Source organism: Streptomyces sp. R818, assembly GCF_056172735.1.
In genome coordinates, this window is the sequence record NZ_JAOCNE010000001.1 from 452,296 (window position 1) to 468,724 (window position 16,429).

The following is a 16,429-nucleotide window of genomic DNA, read 5'->3' on the forward strand; positions in this document are numbered from 1 at the left end:
GTCCCGGTGCCCCTGCGATCGGGGCACCGGAGACCGGCGCTGAAGCCTCGCTACTTGTTGGCAGCGGCAGCCTTGCCGAAGCGGGCCTCGAAGCGGGCCACGCGGCCACCGGTGTCGAGGATCTTCTGCTTGCCCGTGTAGAACGGGTGGCACTCGGAGCAGACCTCGGCCCGGATGGTGCCGCTGTCGATGGTGCTGCGAGTGGTGAACGACGCGCCGCAGGTGCAGCTGACCTGGGTCTCGACGTACTCGGGGTGAATGTCGCGCTTCAAGGGTGTCTCCTAGGTTCGGGAGGGCGCCGGGTCGCTGACGCGGATTGCGGGAGCGTGAACCGGAGCCGACGTACCAGTCTGCCAGGACTGTTCGTATCTCCCAAAACGGGGGTGGGCCCGGATCTATTCCGGCGGCCCTCCGACGGTCCTCCGACGGTCCTCCGGCGACTCCGCGCGTCAGCTGACGACGCCGTCCGCGGCGCCCTTCGCCGTGCCCTCGACGGCCGACCTCGGGACCGTCCTGTCCGCCTTCAGGGCCTTCCACACCAGGTCGGCCTTGGCCCGGTCGACCAGGACGCGGTTGGCGTCGGCGGTGTCGTACTGGACCGGCAGCGTCACCATGTTCATGTCGCCGGAGCCGATGCCCTTGAGGCCGCCCGCGAACGAGGTGAGGTTCTTGACCGAGGCCAGGTCCGAGTCGGTGGTCACGGATTTCGTGGCGGTGTTCGCGAGGTCGTAGAGCTTCTTGGGGTTGCCGAAGACGCCCACGTGCCCCAGCTGGTCCATCAGCGCCTTCATGAACGCCTGCTGGAGCTGGATGCGGCCCAGGTCGCTGCCGTCGCCGACGCCGTGCCGGGTGCGGACGAGGCCGAGCGCCTGCTCGCCGGTGAGCTGGTGGGTGCCCGCGTCGAGTTCGAGGTGGCTGTCGGGGTCGTCGATCGCCTTGCTGGTGGTGACCTTCACGCCGCCGAGGTCGTCGATGAGCTGCTCGAAGCCGCTGAAGTCGACCTCGACGTAGTGGTCCATGCGGATTCCGCTGATCGACTCGACGGTCTTGACGGCGCAGGCCGCGCCGCCGGTCGAGTAGGCGGAGTTGAACATGACGTCGCTCTGCGCCGGGTGCTCGGTGCCGTCCTTGTCGGTGCAGGACGGGCGCTCTATGAGGGTGTCGCGGGGTATGGAGACGATGCTCGCCTTCTTGTGCCCCTTGTAGACGTGGACGACCATCGCGGTGTCCGAGCGGGCACTGCCGTCGTCGATCCCGCCGCCGGCCTTCTTGTTCTTGCCCGCCCGGCTGTCGGAGCCGAGGACGAGGATGTCCTCCGAGCCGTTGTCGACGTTCTCGGGCCGGTCGGTGCCGAGCGCCTGGTTGATGTCGACGCTTCTGATGTTGCCGTTGAGGTGGAACCAGAGGTAGCCGGCGCCCGTGCCGCCGAGGACGACGACGCCCGCCGCGCTCCACGCCACGACGCGCAGCGCCTTGGATCCGCCGGAGCGCGGTTTGCGGCGGCGTCCCTTGGCGCGACGGCGCCCGGGCTTGCTGTCACTGTCCGGCATGTGCTCCTCGTTCGCTCTGGCTGCGTTCCCGTCCGCTGCACTCTTCACTCGGTGTGACGGCGGACCGCCATGAAGGGTTGCACAGCGTTCTGTCCCCGCAGCGGGAGCGCGCGGACCGCACAGCGTGCGGGACGATGCCCGTAACACCGCTCTCACCAGCACATTCACCCTCGTACGGCGCATGTTTCACGGGTGCGCCGCATCCTTATGCCTGTGGTGAAGGTCTCCGGCGCGCGGGGAAACGGGCGGGAAAAAGGGCTGGGCCCCGTCGCGTACTGCGACGGGGCCCAGCCCTTGCGGTGCTGCCGTGAAGAACGTCAGTCGTTGCCGTTGCCCGGCGCCGGCGTCGTCTTCTGGATCTGCAGCAGGAACTCCGCGTTCGACTTCGTCTGCTTCATCTTGTCGAGGAGCAGCTCGATCGCCTGCTGCTGGTCGAGCGCGTGCAGCACGCGGCGCAGCTTCCAGGTGATCGCCAGCTCGTCGCTGCCGAGCAGGATCTCCTCCTTGCGGGTGCCGGACGCGTCGACGTCCACCGCGGGGAAGATGCGCTTGTCGGCGAGCTTGCGGTCGAGCTTGAGCTCGGCGTTGCCCGTGCCCTTGAACTCCTCGAAAATGACCTCGTCCATGCGCGAGCCGGTGTCCACGAGCGCGGTGGCGAGGATGGTCAGCGAGCCGCCGTCCTCGATGTTGCGCGCGGCACCGAAGAAGCGCTTCGGCGGGTACAGGGCGGTCGAGTCGACACCACCGGACAGGATGCGGCCCGAGGCGGGCGCGGCGAGGTTGTACGCACGGCCCAGACGGGTGATCGAGTCGAGCAGCACGACGACGTCGTGACCCAGCTCCACCAAGCGCTTCGCACGCTCGATGGCGAGCTCGGCGACCGTGGTGTGGTCCTCGGCGGGGCGGTCGAAGGTCGAGGAGATGACCTCGCCCTTCACCGACCGCTGCATGTCGGTGACCTCTTCCGGACGCTCGTCGACCAGGACGACCATCAGGTGGCACTCGGGGTTGTTGTGCGTGATCGCGTTGGCGATCGCCTGCATGATCATGGTCTTGCCGGTCTTCGGCGGGGCCACGATCAGACCGCGCTGGCCCTTGCCGATGGGGGCGACGAGGTCGATGATGCGGGTCGTCAGCACACCCGGGTCGGTCTCCAGACGGAGCCGGTCCTGCGGGTACAGCGGCGTGAGCTTGTTGAACTCGGGACGCCCGCGGCCGGACTCGGCCGCCATGCCGTTCGCCGAGTCCAGGCGCACCAGCGCGTTGAACTTCTCGCGGCGCTCGCCGTCCTTGGGCTGGCGCACGGCACCGGTGACGTGGTCGCCCTTGCGCAGGCCGTTCTTGCGGACCTGGGCGAGGGAGACGTAGACGTCGTTGGGGCCGGGCAGGTAGCCCGACGTACGGATGAAGGCGTAGTTGTCGAGGATGTCGAGGATGCCCGCGACGGGGATCAGGACGTCGTCCTCGGAGACCTGCGGCTCGTTGCCGAAGCCCTGCTCGTCGCGGCCGCGGCGGCCACGGCGGTCGCGGTAGCGGCCACGGCGGCCGCGACGGCCGCCGCCGTCGTCGTCGTAGCCGTCGTCCTGCGGGCCGTTGTTCCGGTCGCGGTCACGGTCCTGGCGGTTGCCGCCCTGCTGCTGACGGTCCTTGTTGCCCTGGCCGCCCTGGTCGTCGCCCTTGCCGCGGCGGTCGCGGTCGCGGCCACCACGGTCACCGCGGTCGTTCCTGTCGCCCCGGTCGGCACGGTCACGGCGGTCGCGCCGGTCACGGCGGTTCTCGTTGCCGCCGTCCTGGCCGCCGTCGCCCCGGTTGTCGCCGCCGTCCTGCTTGTCGGCCTTCGGCTCGGTCTTCGTGGCGGCCTGGGCCTCGGCGGTGACGGTCTCCGGGCTGCCCGCCTCGGCGGTGGCGCGGCGACGGCGGCGCTCACCGGCCGGCTGCTCGTCCCCGGCGCCCTGGCCGGGGATGTCGATCTGCTGCTGGCCCGTGGCCTTCTTCGCCTTGGCCGCGCCGCTGTCGGGGGCCTCGGCCTTCGCCGCCTTGGCGTCCGCCTTGGCCTGCGCGGCGTCGGCCGCGGGCTCCTCGCCGGTACGGGCCTTCGAGGTGGCCCGGCGCTTCGGCTTGGTCTCGGCGGCGTCGGCGCTCTTCGCGGGGGCTCCGCCTCCCGCCTGCGCCTCCTTGATGACCTCGATCAGCTGGCTCTTGCGCATGCGCGCGGTGCCCCTGATGCCGAGGCCCGATGCGACCTGCTGCAGCTCGGCCAGCACCATGCCGTCGAGGCCGGTACCGCGGCGCCGCCGGGAGCCCGAAGCACCGGTGGCAGGCGCAGCGGATCCATCCCCTGCGGATGCGGCGGGCGCGGCAGCGGAGCTGTCGGCAGTCACGCCCATCAGATCGGTGGTGTCGCTCACGAAGGGTCCTTCCCTGGAGCGGACGTCGGCCTTCTGGCTCGGCGACCGGTCGTGCTGTCCGGCGGTGGTCCTGCAGTTACGGACCGTGCCGGGGCGGTTGTCCGCCGATGAGGCGGAAGAATTCATTGGTGACGGCGATTCGCGATGTCCGCGGGTGCACTTGATCTCTGTGTCACGCGGTTCGGTCACACCGGTTCCGGAGCATGCTCGCCGTCGTTCAGCACCGCGTCCTGGCATAGCGGGACGCTGTGCGGAATTGCTGGGGAGGCTCCCGGAAGAATGGCTGTCCCGGACGGGGACACACAGCACCGCGCCATGGTGAGGTCGGGTGCAGACTTGAGGTTAACACTACCGGATCCAACAAACATTCCCCCTCTCGAAATCCGGCAACCGTACGTATGGATCAGTCGGGCGAGGATCCGAGCGGCAGTACGCTCGCCCCGCCGGCGTCGAGGGCCAGGCGATTGGCCGCCCATCCCTCTCCGGCGAGCCGGGCGACCTTGTCGGCCGCACCGTCCTCCACCAGGGCGATGACCGTCGGCCCCGCCCCGGAAATCATCGCGGGAACCCCGTCGGCCCGCAGCCGCTCGACGAGCGCGGCGCTCTCGGGCATGGCCGGAGCCCGGTATTCCTGGTGCAGCCGGTCCTCGGTGGCGGGGAGCAGCAGCTCGGGGCGGCGGGTCAGCGCCTCGACGAGGAGGGCGGCCCGGCCCGCGTTGGCCGCCGCGTCCACATGGGGGACGGCGCGCGGGAGCAGGCCGCGCGCCATCTCGGTGAGAACGGGCTTGCCCGGCACGAAGACGACCGGCACGACGGTGGGCGCGGCGTCGAGGCGGACCGCGCGGCCCGCGCCCGCCTCCATCCACGCGATGGTGAAGCCGCCGAGCAGGCAGGGCGCCACATTGTCGGGGTGGCCCTCGATCTCGGTGGCGAGTTCGAGCAGCGCGGCGTCGTCGAGGCGGGCGTCGCCGCCTATCGTCACGGCGCGCGCGGCGACGACCGCGGCGACGATGGCGGCGGAGGAGGAGCCGAGTCCGCGGCCGTGCGGGATGCGGTTGGCGCAGACGATCTCGAGGCCGCGCGGCTGCCCGCCGAGCAGGTCGAAGGCGGTGCGCAGGGACCGTACGAGAAGGTGCGACTCGTCGCGCGGCAGGGTCTCGGAGCCCTCGCCCGCGATGTCGATGTTCAGCCCGGAGTCGGCGACCCTGACGACGACGTCGTCGTAGAGCCCCAGCGACAGGCCGAGGCTGTCGAAGCCGGGGCCGAGGTTGGCGCTGGTTGCGGGAACGCGCACCCTGACGGCGGCGGCGCGGAACGCGGGACCGGCCATCGCTCGATGACTCTCCTTGAGCTGCGGGATGTTTCGAGAACTTCCGAGACGAGAACTTCCGAGACTTCCGATGTCTTGTGCTGCGTACGGCTCGACCCGGGCCGCTGACGACGGAACCGCGGCGGAACTTCGTCGGGGAACGACGGAACGGCGGCGGCACCGCGGCATATGCGGCGGGCGGGTTCGGTACAGCCTATCGAAGGAAGGTTCTGTGGCGACATAGGGCGCACAGGAGGCGCACGATGCGTGTCGTGAGCCCCCCGTGCACCCCCTGTACCGACTCCGTACCGACGCAGCGCCGATTCAGGCGGTTTCGGCTCAGGCGAGGCCGAGCCGCGACGCCGCCGCGGCCGCGTCGACCGGCACGGTGACCGGCTGCGGGGCGCCGGAGACGGCCCAGTCGGGGTCCTTCAGGCCGTTGCCGGTGACGGTGCAGACGATCTTCTGGCCCTTGTCGACCTTGCCCTGCTCGGCGGCCTTCAGCAGACCGGCGACGGACGCGGCGGACGCGGGCTCGACGAAGACACCCTCCTGGGACGCCAACAGCTTGTAGGCGCGCAGAATCTCACGGTCCGTCACCTCGTCGATGAAGCCGCCGGACTCGTCGCGCGCGGCGAGCGCGTAGTTCCAGGAGGCCGGGTTCCCGATGCGAATCGCAGTAGCGATCGTCGACGGGTCCTTCACGATCTCGCCGCGCACGATCGGCGCGGAACCGGAGGCCTGGAACCCCCACATGCGCGGCGTACGGGACGCGACCGAGTCGGCGGCGTACTCCTTGTAGCCCTTCCAGTAGGCGGTGATGTTGCCCGCGTTGCCGACCGGCAGGACGTGGATGTCGGGCGCGTCGCCGAGCGCGTCGACGATCTCGAACGAGGCGGTCTTCTGCCCCTCGATACGGAAGGGGTTAACGGAGTTGACCAGCGCGACGGGGTAGTTCTCCGAGAGGCTGCGAGCGAGATTCAGGCAGTCGTCGAAGTTTCCGTCGACCTGGAGGATCTTCGAGCCGTAGACGAGCGCCTGGCCCATCTTGCCGAGCGCGATCTTGCCCTGGGGCACGAGCACGGCGCAGACCATGCCGGCGCGCACGGCGTAGGCCGCGGCGGAGGCGGAGGTGTTGCCGGTGGAGGCGCAGATGACGGCCTGCGCGCCCTCCTCCTTGGCCTTCGTGATGGCCATGGTCATGCCGCGGTCCTTGAAGGAGCCGGTGGGGTTGGCGCCCTCCACCTTCAGGTGGACCTCGCAGCCCGTGCGCTCGGAGAGGACCTGCGCGGGCACGAGCGGCGTGCCGCCCTCGCGCAGCGACACGACCGGTGTGGTGCCCGTCACCGGGAGCCGGTCCCGGTACTCCTCGATGATGCCGCGCCACTGGTGGGTCATTCCGGTCATCGCTGCTACTCCCCTTCAACACGCATGATGCTGGCGACACCGCGCACGGTGTCGAGCTGACGCAGCGCGTCCACGGTCCCGGTGAGGGCCGCGTCCGCCGCGCGGTGGGTGACGACGACGAGACTTGCCTCGCCGTCCTTCCCCGACTGCCGCACGGTGTCGATGGAGACCCCGTGCTCGGCGAAGACCGTCGCCACCTGCGCGAGAACACCGGGCTTGTCGGCCACGTCGAGGCTGATGTGGTACCGCGTCACGGAGTCGCCCATGGGTGAGACGGGCAGTTGCGTGTACGCGGAGTCGCCGGGTCCCGTCGCGCCGTTGAGGCGGTTGCGGCAGACGGCGACGAGGTCGCCGAGTACGGCGGACGCGGTCGGCGAGCCGCCGGCACCGGGTCCGTAGAACATCAGTTGCCCGGCGGCCTCGGCCTCGACGAACACGGCGTTGTAGGCGCCGCGCACGGAGGCGAGAGGGTGGTCGAGCGGAATCATGGCGGGGTGCACGCGGGCGGTGACGGAACCCCCGTCGGCGGCCCGCTCGCAAATGGCCAGCAACTTGATGGTGCAGCCCATTTCCTTCGCGGAAGCGAAGTCGGCGGCGGTCACCTCGGTCATGCCCTCGCGGTAGACGTCGTCGAGACGCACCCGCGTATGGAAGGCGATACCGGCGAGGATGGCGGCCTTCGCGGCGGCGTCGAACCCCTCGACATCGGCGGTCGGATCGGCTTCGGCGTACCCGAGGGCGGTGGCCTCGTCGAGGGCTTCCTGGTATCCGGCGCCGGTGGTGTCCATGGCGTCGAGGATGAAGTTGGTCGTGCCGTTCACGATGCCCAGTACGCGGTTGACCTTGTCGCCCGCGAGGGATTCACGGAGGGGCCGGATCAGCGGAATGGCACCGGCCACGGCAGCTTCGTAATACAGATCGCGCCCGTGGTCGACGGCGGCCGCGTGCAGGGCCGCGCCGTCCTGCGCGAGCAGCGCCTTGTTGGCCGAGACGACGGAGGCGCCGTGCTCGAAGGCGGTGGTGATGAGGGTGCGCGCGGGCTCGATCCCTCCGATGACTTCGACGACGACGTCGATGTCTCCCCGTTTGACCAGGGCGGTGGCATCGGTGGTGACGAGCGCCGGGTCGATCCCCTCGCGCACCTTGGAGGGGCGCCGCACGGCGACGCCCGCGAGCTCGACCGGGGCACCGATGCGGGCGGCGAGGTCGGCGGCGTGCGTCGTCATGATGCGCGCCACCTCTGAGCCGACTACCCCACAGCCCAGCAGCGCCACCTTCAGCGGACGCGTACGCATCATCCGACCTCGTTTCCCTACGGCATGTGTGTCCGGCGTTCGGATACGCCGTTCTCGTACGGTTGTTTTCGTACAGCGTTTTCGTACGGTGGATCCAGTCTCACCCACCGGACCGGGGTTTCTGTCCTCGGTCCGGATGGCGAGACGTCTATTTCATCATCCGACGTCGAGACGCAGGAGATCTTCCTCCGTCTCACGGCGGACGATCACCCGTGCCTCGCCGTCGCGCACGGCGACGACCGGCGGGCGAAGTGCGTGGTTGTAGTTGCTGGCCATGGAGCGGCAGTACGCGCCGGTGGCCGGGACGGCGATGAGATCTCCCGGCGCGATGTCGGCGGGCAGGAACGCGTCCTTCACGACGATGTCCCCGCTCTCGCAGTGCTTGCCGACGACACGGACCAGCATCGGCTCGGCGTCGGAGCGCCGGGAGACGAGCGCGACGGTGTACTCGGCGTCGTACAGAGCGGTCCTGATGTTGTCCGACATGCCGCCGTCCACGGACACGTACGTCCGCAGCCCTTCGAGCGGCTTGACGGTGCCGACCGTGTACAGCGTGAAGGCGGTGGGCCCGACGATGGCGCGTCCGGGCTCGACGGAGATCCGGGGGGTCCGGAGCGAGGCGGCCTCGCACTCGCGGGTGACGATCTCGCTGAGCGCCTTGGCGATCTCCTGCGGCTCGCGCGGGTCGTCGTCGCTGGTGTAGGCGATACCGAGCCCGCCACCGAGGTCGATCTCGGGCAGCTCGACACCGTGCTCGTCCCGCACCTCGGCGAGCAGCCCGACGACGCGCCGGGCGGCGACCTCGAACCCGGCCATGTCGAAGATCTGCGACCCGATGTGCGAGTGGATGCCGATGAGCTCGAGCCCGTCGAGCTTGAGGGCGCGCCGCACGGCCTCGGCGGCCTGCCCCCCGGCGAGCGCGATCCCGAACTTCTGGTCTTCATGAGCGGTGGCGATGAACTCATGGGTGTGTGCTTCGACGCCGACGGTCACGCGGATCTGCACGCGCTGCCGCTTGCCGAGGCTGTCGGCGATGTGCGCGACGCGGACGATCTCCTGGAAGGAGTCGAGCACGATCCGCCCGACCCCGGCCTCGACGGCGCGGTGGATCTCTTCCTCGGTCTTGTTGTTGCCGTGGAAGGCGATGCGCTCGGGGGGCATCCCGGCGGAGAGAGCAGTGGCCAGCTCCCCTCCGGAACAGACGTCGAGATTGAGCCCTTCCTCGTGCAGCCACCGGACGACGGCGCGGGAGAGAAACGCCTTACCGGCGTAGAACACGTCCGCGTCCGGGCCGAAGGCATCCCGCCACGCAGCGCACCGGGCGCGGAAGTCGTCCTCGTCGAGGAAGTAGGCCGGGGTCCCGAACTCCTCGGCGAGCCGGGCCACTTCGATGCCGCCGACGTGTACGCCGCCCTCCGGTGTACGGGCGACGGTCTGCGCCCAGACCTTCGGGTCGAGGACGTTGAGGTCGGCGGGCGGGGCGGTGTAGTGCCCCTCGGGCAGGACGTCGGCGTGGCGGGGTCCTGCGGGGTGTGCGGAACGGCTCATGACTGCGGGGCGCTCTCTTCGTCTTCTCGTGTGCCGGAGCTGTGTGCCGGGGCTATAGATGTGCGGGGGCGTCGATGCCGAGCAGGGACAGGCCGCCGGCCAGCACCGTCCCGACGGCTTCGGCGAGCGCGAGCCGGGCGCGGTGGGCGGCCGAGGGTTTCTCCTCACCCATGGGGAGGGCGCGGGCGTACACGTCCGGGTCGGTGAGAAAGGCGTCGGCGAGAACGACGAGGTGCCGGGCGAGCCGGTCGGGGGCACGGTGGCGCGCGGCGCTGAGCAGGATGCGGGGGTGGTCGGCGAGGGGGGTGAGGAGGTGGGGGCTGGTTCCGTCGTCGTCGCTCGGGTCGACGGTGAAGCCCAGGTCGGCGGCGTTGCGGGTGAGGGCGGTGGCAAGGACGTCCGCACCGCCGGACGGGTCATCGAGGGCACTCACGAAGCCGAGGTCGGCGGCGTTGCGGGTGAGGGCGCGGGTGCGGGCGTGGGCGTAGCGGACGCGGAAGAGGGGGTTGGACTCGCGCTGGGCGAGGTGCGTCCGTGGGTCCTCGCCGAGGTGGGGGTGATCGTGCGGGGCGGGGTGGAGAAGGGCCCAGCGCCCGGCGTCGCGGCCGAGCCCGAGGGGGTGGGGGTCGCCGGGAACGGGCCGGAAGGTGACGTCGCGTGGGGCCGCGGCGTGCTCGACGCGGACCTCGGCGCCCTGGCTGCGCCCGATACGGCCGATGACGTCGGCGAGGATCTCGGCGCGGGGTTCCCGGGGGATGCGCAGGTCGATGTCGTGCCCACGGAGGGCGTGCCCATGCCCGTAGGCGAGTCCTTCGCGCCGAATGCGGAGGAGGAGGTCGCGGGTGGCGTCGGCGGGGGCGCCGGGGCTGAGGGTGAGGTTGAGGAACCCGGGCCCGGAGATGTCGACGGCATCGATGCCGGGGCTCTCGGCGAGCCGCTGCCTGAGAACCTCGGCGACCTGCCGCGGGGGCCGTCCGGCCGGGCCCGCGAGTTGCAGGGCGACGTTGGTGGCGTAGTCCCCGTGCCCGCCGGGCCGGGGCCGCTCGATGACGATACGGGCACGGGGCCGCCGCGCGCCGCTACCCGCCTCCGGCTGCTCCAGGATCCCAAGTGCCCCGCCCGCCAGCTCACCGTCGTCCACCGCGCGACGCACGGCGTGCAGCACGGTGTGGGAGATCTCGGCTGGGGTCACGGGGCAAGCGTAGGGGAGGAGGGGGGTGGGTAGGCGAGTCGATTTGGCGGATCGTCCGGGATGCGGACGCGGGTGGCTCGGCGAGCGGGTCAGGCGCCGGGGGCGGGGCTGGAGGAATCCGGGCTCGGGGCCGGGTGGCCCGGGTCGTCGGCGGTGTGGGCGGAGTCCGAGATGGGTGGGCGGGGCTGGTCGCTGGCCGTGGACTCGCTGTCGTGCCGGGATTCGGCGGAGGAGGGGGTGCTGGAAGTGACCGGGCCCACGGAGGTCATGGGGTTCACCGGAGCCACCGAGGTGACCGGGACCTCGACTCCCCTCCCCCGCTTACGCAGCTCCCCCACCACTCGCACAAGCTCATTGGGCTCGAACGGCTTGGCCAGAAAGGCATCGACGCCGACTTCGAGCCCGGTCTCGACCTCGACCTGATTGCATGCGCTGACGACGACGATGGGCAGCCCGCTGGTCCGGGCATCCCCACGCAACCTTGCGGCGGTCCGCAGCCCGTCGAGCCGCGGCATGACGACATCGAGGGTGACGACATCGGGCTGCACCTGATGAACGACATCGAGGCATTCGGCACCGTCAGCGGCGGTCACCACCTCGAAGCCCTCCAGCTCGAGGTTGACCCTGATCAATTGCCGGATCACCTTGTTGTCGTCGACAACGAGGACCCGGCCCGAGGCGCCTGGCACAACTCGAGAGTAGGTCGACACCCACCACCGCGTCCGGGTTTTCCCCACTTCCACCCCGTACAGGGGAACTGAGCGCACACCCCGCCCCTGGCCACCCGAAATACCTGTTCCTGAGGACCCCGGATGAGCTGGTAGGGTTCTACCCGTCGCCGCCCACAGCGGCACACGCCCCCGTAGCTCAGGGGATAGAGCAACGGCCTCCGGAGCCGTGTGCGCAGGTTCGAATCCTGCCGGGGGCACCTTGCATGAGGTGTCCAAAGACCCCGTCACCAGCGGAAACGCTGAGAACGGGGTCTTCGCGTATGTGCAGGCGTATGCAGCCCAGAGTGGGCGTATGTCAGGGCTTGTGGACGAGGCGTGGACGGGATCTTGGCACATCGTCGCAGGTGAGCCCCTGAAAACGACGAGGCCCCTGGACTGGACGCCAGGGGCCTCAGAGACGGTCGGGTTGATCACTCGTACTCGCGCAGCAGGTCCTCGATACGCCGGTTGGCGACCTCTTGCCGCCCGTCGAGGCACTTCGCGTAGCGGGTCAGCAGGACCTCAACGCTGTTGCCCGCGCGCTCGGCCACCTCGGTTGGGTCGACGCCCGCATTGAGCCATGTGGAGAGCGCCGAATGCCGAAGGTCGTAGGGGCGGCTCGCAAGCGGTGAGGCCGCCACGGTCGGCGGCAGCGCAAGGAGTCGAGCCTCCTGCCACACGCGATAGTAGGTCGAGGACGGCACGACCGATCCCTTCTCGCTGAAGAAGAGCCGTCCATCGTCCGCCGTGCCAAAGGTGGCCAGGTGTTCACGGAACGCGGCGACGAGTTGAGGTGGAATCGGCACGCGCCGGATGTCCTCAGTCGGTCGATTCTTGAGCCCGCGATCGTCGTGCGTCTCCCCCGAATCGGTCCACCGCTTGCCGACGGATGGACGGGTCCGGTGTAGCAGGGCCGACCCCCACCCACGCTCAGGCAAGCTCAGATCCGTTTCGACTAGGCCGACCGCTTCCGCCGGCCGGAGACCACCGAAGTACATCGCTGCGAATAGGCCCACGAGGCGACGGCCACGCGCACGCCGGTAGCCGCCCACGTAGGAGACAGCCGCCAGAAGGTTCCGCGCCTGCTCCGGGTTGGCGACGGCCCGCGGGTCGACTTGGTTAGACACCTTCGGCTTCTGCCAGCGGACGGCCGTGATCGGGTTCTCGCGCAGCTCCCCCAGGTCGACGGCATAGTTGGCGGCGTTGACCAGGGTCCGGCGCTTACGCCGCACAGTTTCCGCCGCGGCCGCCGTGCCATCGAGCTTGAGCTTTAGCGAGTCGAGGACCGCGCGGGCCGTGGCGGGCTCTGCGAGATCAGCCAGAGGCCGGGAAGCCTTGGACACCCAGTGGAGGACGTTCCGCACGTCGTCCGGGGCTTCCTGATCGGGGCCCGGTAGTACGAAGGCCCAGTTGCGCAGAGTCTTGCGGATCACCTCGTCCGAGGGTCGGCCGGGACGTTCGTCGAGGAGCTGCATCGTCACGCTCGTGAGCGATTCGTTGATGCCGTCCCGCGTGTTGGGCGCTGCATGCGGCCACTTCATCGCGAGGTACCTCAGGGCGAAGTCGTACCAAGACAGGGTCGGCTTCTGCTCTTCCAGCGAGGCCGGAAGGCCGGACTCCGTGTCGAATTCCTCTCCGTCCCTCATGGCTCGCATGAGCTTGTTGCGGTAGTGATCAGCGAGCGCCTTGGTACGGAAGGAGTCCGAGAACACGTTGCCCGCTACGGACCAGCGAACGCCGTACGAAGGCGTCTTGGTATCGCGCTTCCGGACGCCCCAGACCTTCACATCGAGAGACTTCACGCTGCTGCCTCCAACTGCCGCAGCCACGTGCTGAAGTCACTCCGCCAGACCCGGAGCTCCCCATTAGGCAGCTTGAACGCCGCCGGACCCTGGCCCAACTCGCGCCACCGGTAGAACGTCCGGCGGGATACGCCGCCAAGCTCGTCCAGGACCTGGCGAACGGTCATCAGCTCGTCACGGCCGGAGTTCACGTCGGTTCTCCTTCGGTTCCGAGGGCGGGTTCGAGCGTTTCGGCGAGCCAGGTCTCGGTGTCCGTGAGGCCGGTCCCGGCAAAGACCCAGTGGGCGAGGACGAGGGTCGTGTCCGGGGCTGCCTGGTCGTCGGTGGCGGCTTGGGCGCGGCGCCATTCGGCTCGGGCGTCGCGGAGGGCGCCGAGGGTGACGGAGTAGCGGCGACTCTTGGTGGAGAAGTGGCCACGGAAGCCGAGCATGTGGGCCCAGGCGCGGAGCCGGAGGTCTGCGAGTTCCTTTCGTGCACCGAGAGTCCAAGCGGTTCGGACCATGCGGCGGGCGTGATCGCTGATGTCGAGCTGGGCGAGTTCGGCGAAGAACTTGAGCGGGCGGTCGAGAGCTCCCGTGGCGGTTTCGGCGCCCTTGGTGGCGTACTTGGCGATGTAGGCGGCGACGGCCCGTTCAGTGAGTTCCTGACCGCCGTCGAAGTCGGCGGAGCGGATGGTGCGGACGTCGAGTTGGCGGCCGAAGGTGAAGGCGTGGGCGCGGTTGTCGATGATCGGGCCGTCTACGCGGGCGTTGGTCGCGGCGGCGCGGATGGCGTCGGTCAGCAGCTCGGCGCTTGCCCAGGAGGGTGGTGGGGTGTCGCCGCCGTCGGGGCCGTCGATGCGGATGACGGCGTGGAAGTGGACGGCGCCGCGTTTCTGGTACTCGGCGACCTTGGCGAAGGAGACGCGGGCGTAGTCGCGGAGGGCGCGTTGGGTGAGTCCGGCGCGCTTGGCGACCTCGCGGCGGAGGTAGATGGAGAAGCGGCGCCAGAGCAGGCCCGCGTGCGCGTTCCAGAGGACGGCTGCCTCGTAGTCGTAGGTGTCGGGGTCGAGGGGTGTGCCGAGGGCGGGGTCGTCCTGGTCGTGGAGGACGCCGCAGCGGCAGGGGCGGATGGTTCGGGCGGGGCCGGTGGGGCGGTTGTGGACCGAGCCGAAGCCGGGGGCGGTGAAGGTGGCGAAGACGCGGGGGTGGGCGGCGACGCGTTCGGGGACGCCCTTGCCGCCGCGCAGGCCGGAGGTGATCAGGTGGAAGGTGTCACGGCGGTAGACCTCGGCGCAGGCCGGGCAGCGGGTGGTGCGGCGGTTGTTGCAGCGGACCAGGAGGTGACCGGCCGGGAGGTCGGTGGAGTCGAGGCGGTGGAGGACGTTGCCGATCTCGCCGGTACGGGTGTCGACGGCGTGTTCGGTGCGGTGGCCGTCGAGGCGGATGGGGCGGGTGCAGCCGCCGAGGCCGGAGAGCTGGCGTAGCAGCGCGGGCATGGTGCCGGAGGCGGCCAACTGTCCCAGTTCGGGCAGCGGGGGCGGGGTGGCGCGGGTAATGATGGTTTCTCCTTCTGGCTTCGGTCAGGAGGGACAGGGCTCCCGGGGCGGCGGATGCTTGGCGGTATCAAGGCCGCCCCGGGGGTCTGCGTACGGACTGAGTCCGTGTGGGTCAGCGGTGGCGCTGGTCGCGGAGCATCGAGCGCAGGACCACGGCGGTGATGGCCACGGAGATGGCCGAGACGGCGACGGCGGCCAGGAGCGCGGTGAGCACGACGCCGCCGACGAGGACGGTCACGACCGCGCCGGTGCTGACGGAGATCTGCGGGACCGGTCGCCGGGCGGGAGCCGGGTCGCTGGGCGCGTGCGTGTGGGCGGGCGGCGGCGTGTGGCTGTCGGGGTACTTGGGCAGGAACACGGTGAAGTTCTCCTTACCTACTCGTCTAGTTATGTGAGCCGTTGACGATGTCCACGCCGGAGCGCGTGCCGGACTCGATGGCCGGGGCCATGAACGTGTGCGAGAGCCAGAAGCCGAACAGTGCGATCACGACGACGATCCACGTGCGGACGCCGAGGAACTTGACCGCTCCCCAGGCGAAGCAGCCGAGGACGAAGACGAGCGGCAGGCTGACGGTCACGGTGATCGGTCCTTTCAGCGGACGGGGCAGCGGTGGGTGCGAGCGGCCAGCTCGGCGGCGGCGCGACTGTCGTAGTCGGCGGAGAAGCCGCAGCGCGGGGCGGTGCAGGCGGCGGTGTGCTTCTCGCGGCCCCGGTTGTCGTAGGCGGTGCCGACCTGGACGGGGCCGATACGGGTGACGTTGCGGAAGCGCTTCAGAGGAGTCATGCCTCAGCCCTCCCGGCGAAGGCTGAAGCTGGAGAAGTCGCGCAGGATTTCGGCGGCCTGGTCGGGGTCGGCGGTGCGTGCGGCGGCCTCTTCGGCGAGGAGTCGCGCCAGCGTCGGGCGGCCGGTGGCGGCCATCTCGCGGGCGGCGTCGTAGTAGTCGGCGGCCGTGTCTCGGTCGAGGTGTGGCATCGGTGGAGCCTCCTTCTCAGGTGAGTTGGGCGGAGATGGCCTCAGCCATCGGCGCGGGGACACCGAGCCGGGCGCGGAGCGTCGGGGTGTCGATGACCGTTCCGGTCCGGGTGTGGTGTTCGGCGGCGACCTTGCGGGCGTGCTCGACCAGGGCGACCGGGACGGGGACGGCGGGCGGAGGGGGCGAGGCGGGCACGGGGAGCGGTGTCGGCGGGAGTTCCGGGGCGGGCTCGGGCGTGGCGTCGTCCTGGTGCTCGACGTTCTCGGTTGTCTGGCTCTGGTTCTCGGTGGCGCCGGTCCCTTCGTGCGGGGACGGCGTCGAGTGGGCGAGGAGCGTCCCGCCGAGGAAGGCGACCGCCGGCCAGCCCGCGACGAGGATGCGGAGCCAGGCCGGTACGTGGGTCATGTCGAGCAGTCCGGCGGTGGCGATGTTCGCGCCGAGGGAGGCGGCGAGCGCGATGACGAACCAGCACCAGCCCGCGGCCTTGCTGTCACCGGTCCGCAGTCGGCGCCAGGCGGCGACGAGCAGCAGGTCGACCGAGACCGGGTAGGCCCACGCTTTCCATCCGTCCTGTCCGGCCGCCGAAGCGACGTCGTGCAGATGGGCGAAGGACAGCGCGGCGGCGATGACGGCCTGGACGAGCACCGCGTCGACACGGGCCAGTTGGGCGCGCATGCTGCGGCTCCTTCCGGGTTCA

16 protein-coding genes, 1 tRNA gene and 1 pseudogene are annotated in these 16,429 nt (G+C 70.3%); 1 reads left to right on the forward strand and 17 read right to left on the reverse strand.

Annotated features, from left to right (window positions below; genetic code table 11):
• Positions 1-50: 50 nt before the first annotated feature.
• The 9 genes and pseudogenes from rpmE to N5I75_RS01995 all read right to left on the reverse strand — a co-directional run.
• The gene (rpmE, locus tag N5I75_RS01955) at positions 51-272 is read right to left on the reverse strand and encodes a 50S ribosomal protein L31 (protein ID WP_081219441.1); all 222 of its coding nucleotides are present in this window, start codon (positions 270-272) and stop codon (positions 51-53) included.
• A gap of 177 nt (positions 273-449) precedes the next feature.
• Positions 450-1,550 (reverse strand): LCP family protein, encoded by a 1,101-nt coding sequence (locus tag N5I75_RS01960; protein ID WP_476673566.1) that lies wholly within the window; start codon positions 1,548-1,550, stop codon positions 450-452.
• A gap of 317 nt (positions 1,551-1,867) precedes the next feature.
• Entirely contained in the window at positions 1,868-3,958 is a 2,091-nt protein-coding gene (gene rho / locus N5I75_RS01965; protein ID WP_476673568.1) for a transcription termination factor Rho, read from the reverse strand.
• Between the two features lie 403 nt (positions 3,959-4,361).
• Positions 4,362-5,288, reverse strand: coding sequence for a homoserine kinase (gene thrB / locus N5I75_RS01970; protein WP_476673570.1), 927 nt, complete (start codon positions 5,286-5,288; stop codon positions 4,362-4,364).
• A gap of 318 nt (positions 5,289-5,606) precedes the next feature.
• On the reverse strand, positions 5,607-6,665 hold the full coding sequence (gene thrC / locus N5I75_RS01975) for a threonine synthase (protein WP_476673859.1): 1,059 nt from the start codon (positions 6,663-6,665) through the stop codon (positions 5,607-5,609).
• Between the two features lie 14 nt (positions 6,666-6,679).
• Complete coding sequence (locus tag N5I75_RS01980; protein ID WP_476673572.1) at positions 6,680-7,972, reverse strand: homoserine dehydrogenase; 1,293 nt, start codon at positions 7,970-7,972, stop codon at positions 6,680-6,682.
• A 153-nt stretch (positions 7,973-8,125) separates the two neighbouring features.
• The gene (gene lysA, locus N5I75_RS01985; protein ID WP_476673574.1) at positions 8,126-9,517 is read right to left on the reverse strand and encodes a diaminopimelate decarboxylase; all 1,392 of its coding nucleotides are present in this window, start codon (positions 9,515-9,517) and stop codon (positions 8,126-8,128) included.
• Positions 9,518-9,569: 52 nt separating this feature from the next.
• A complete protein-coding gene (nrtL, locus tag N5I75_RS01990; protein ID WP_476673576.1) occupies positions 9,570-10,709 on the reverse strand; it encodes an ArgS-related anticodon-binding protein NrtL in 1,140 nt (379 codons plus the stop codon).
• A 311-nt stretch (positions 10,710-11,020) separates the two neighbouring features.
• A pseudogene (locus N5I75_RS01995) lies at positions 11,021-11,446 on the reverse strand (response regulator); the annotation flags it as partial.
• Between the two features lie 119 nt (positions 11,447-11,565).
• On the opposite strand from N5I75_RS01995, the gene N5I75_RS02000 reads away from it, so the two are divergent.
• Positions 11,566-11,637: transfer RNA gene (locus N5I75_RS02000), tRNA-Arg, on the forward strand.
• Between the two features lie 213 nt (positions 11,638-11,850).
• Here the strand turns inward: N5I75_RS02000 and N5I75_RS02005 are convergent.
• The 8 genes from N5I75_RS02005 to N5I75_RS02040 form a co-directional block, all read right to left on the reverse strand.
• Entirely contained in the window at positions 11,851-13,221 is a 1,371-nt protein-coding gene (locus tag N5I75_RS02005; protein WP_476673578.1) for a tyrosine-type recombinase/integrase, read from the reverse strand.
• Positions 13,218-13,388 carry a helix-turn-helix transcriptional regulator gene (locus tag N5I75_RS02010; protein ID WP_389089383.1) on the reverse strand — a complete coding sequence of 57 codons (171 nt, stop codon included), beginning with the start codon at positions 13,386-13,388 and terminating at the stop codon, positions 13,218-13,220. Before N5I75_RS02010 ends, N5I75_RS02005 begins: the two co-directional genes overlap by 4 nt.
• A 20-nt stretch (positions 13,389-13,408) precedes the next feature.
• On the reverse strand, positions 13,409-14,698 hold the full coding sequence (locus tag N5I75_RS02015; protein WP_476673580.1) for a replication initiator: 1,290 nt from the start codon (positions 14,696-14,698) through the stop codon (positions 13,409-13,411).
• Between the two features lie 172 nt (positions 14,699-14,870).
• Positions 14,871-15,116 carry a SpdD protein gene (locus N5I75_RS02020; RefSeq protein ID WP_476673582.1) on the reverse strand — a complete coding sequence of 82 codons (246 nt, stop codon included), beginning with the start codon at positions 15,114-15,116 and terminating at the stop codon, positions 14,871-14,873.
• 25 nt (positions 15,117-15,141) lie between these two features.
• Positions 15,142-15,336 (reverse strand): hypothetical protein, encoded by a 195-nt coding sequence (locus N5I75_RS02025; RefSeq protein WP_398200879.1) that lies wholly within the window; start codon positions 15,334-15,336, stop codon positions 15,142-15,144.
• A gap of 14 nt (positions 15,337-15,350) precedes the next feature.
• Positions 15,351-15,542 (reverse strand): mobile element transfer protein, encoded by a 192-nt coding sequence (locus tag N5I75_RS02030; RefSeq protein WP_361074833.1) that lies wholly within the window; start codon positions 15,540-15,542, stop codon positions 15,351-15,353.
• A 3-nt stretch (positions 15,543-15,545) separates the two neighbouring features.
• On the reverse strand, positions 15,546-15,731 hold the full coding sequence (locus N5I75_RS02035; RefSeq protein WP_476673584.1) for a hypothetical protein: 186 nt from the start codon (positions 15,729-15,731) through the stop codon (positions 15,546-15,548).
• 16 nt (positions 15,732-15,747) lie between these two features.
• The gene (locus tag N5I75_RS02040) at positions 15,748-16,407 is read right to left on the reverse strand and encodes a DUF2637 domain-containing protein (protein ID WP_476673586.1); all 660 of its coding nucleotides are present in this window, start codon (positions 16,405-16,407) and stop codon (positions 15,748-15,750) included.
• Positions 16,408-16,429: the final 22 nt, after the last annotated feature.

What these genes read in the sequence shown, in the direction of transcription:
- N5I75_RS02040 (WP_476673586.1), bottom strand. Translation starts at nt 16,407, where the DNA reads ATGCGCGCCCAACTGGCCCGTGTCGACGCGGTGCTCGTCCAGGCCGTC.
- N5I75_RS02015 (WP_476673580.1), bottom strand. Translation starts at nt 14,698, where the DNA reads ATGCCCGCGCTGCTACGCCAGCTCTCCGGCCTCGGCGGCTGCACCCGC.
- lysA (WP_476673574.1), bottom strand. Translation starts at nt 9,517, where the DNA reads ATGAGCCGTTCCGCACACCCCGCAGGACCCCGCCACGCCGACGTCCTG.
- N5I75_RS01960 (WP_476673566.1), bottom strand. Translation starts at nt 1,550, where the DNA reads ATGCCGGACAGTGACAGCAAGCCCGGGCGCCGTCGCGCCAAGGGACGC.
- thrC (WP_476673859.1), bottom strand. Translation starts at nt 6,665, where the DNA reads ATGACCCACCAGTGGCGCGGCATCATCGAGGAGTACCGGGACCGGCTC.
- N5I75_RS02010 (WP_389089383.1), bottom strand. Translation starts at nt 13,388, where the DNA reads ATGACCGTTCGCCAGGTCCTGGACGAGCTTGGCGGCGTATCCCGCCGG.
- thrB (WP_476673570.1), bottom strand. Translation starts at nt 5,288, where the DNA reads ATGGCCGGTCCCGCGTTCCGCGCCGCCGCCGTCAGGGTGCGCGTTCCC.
- N5I75_RS02035 (WP_476673584.1), bottom strand. Translation starts at nt 15,731, where the DNA reads ATGCCACACCTCGACCGAGACACGGCCGCCGACTACTACGACGCCGCC.
- N5I75_RS01980 (WP_476673572.1), bottom strand. Translation starts at nt 7,972, where the DNA reads ATGATGCGTACGCGTCCGCTGAAGGTGGCGCTGCTGGGCTGTGGGGTA.
- N5I75_RS02030 (WP_361074833.1), bottom strand. Translation starts at nt 15,542, where the DNA reads ATGACTCCTCTGAAGCGCTTCCGCAACGTCACCCGTATCGGCCCCGTC.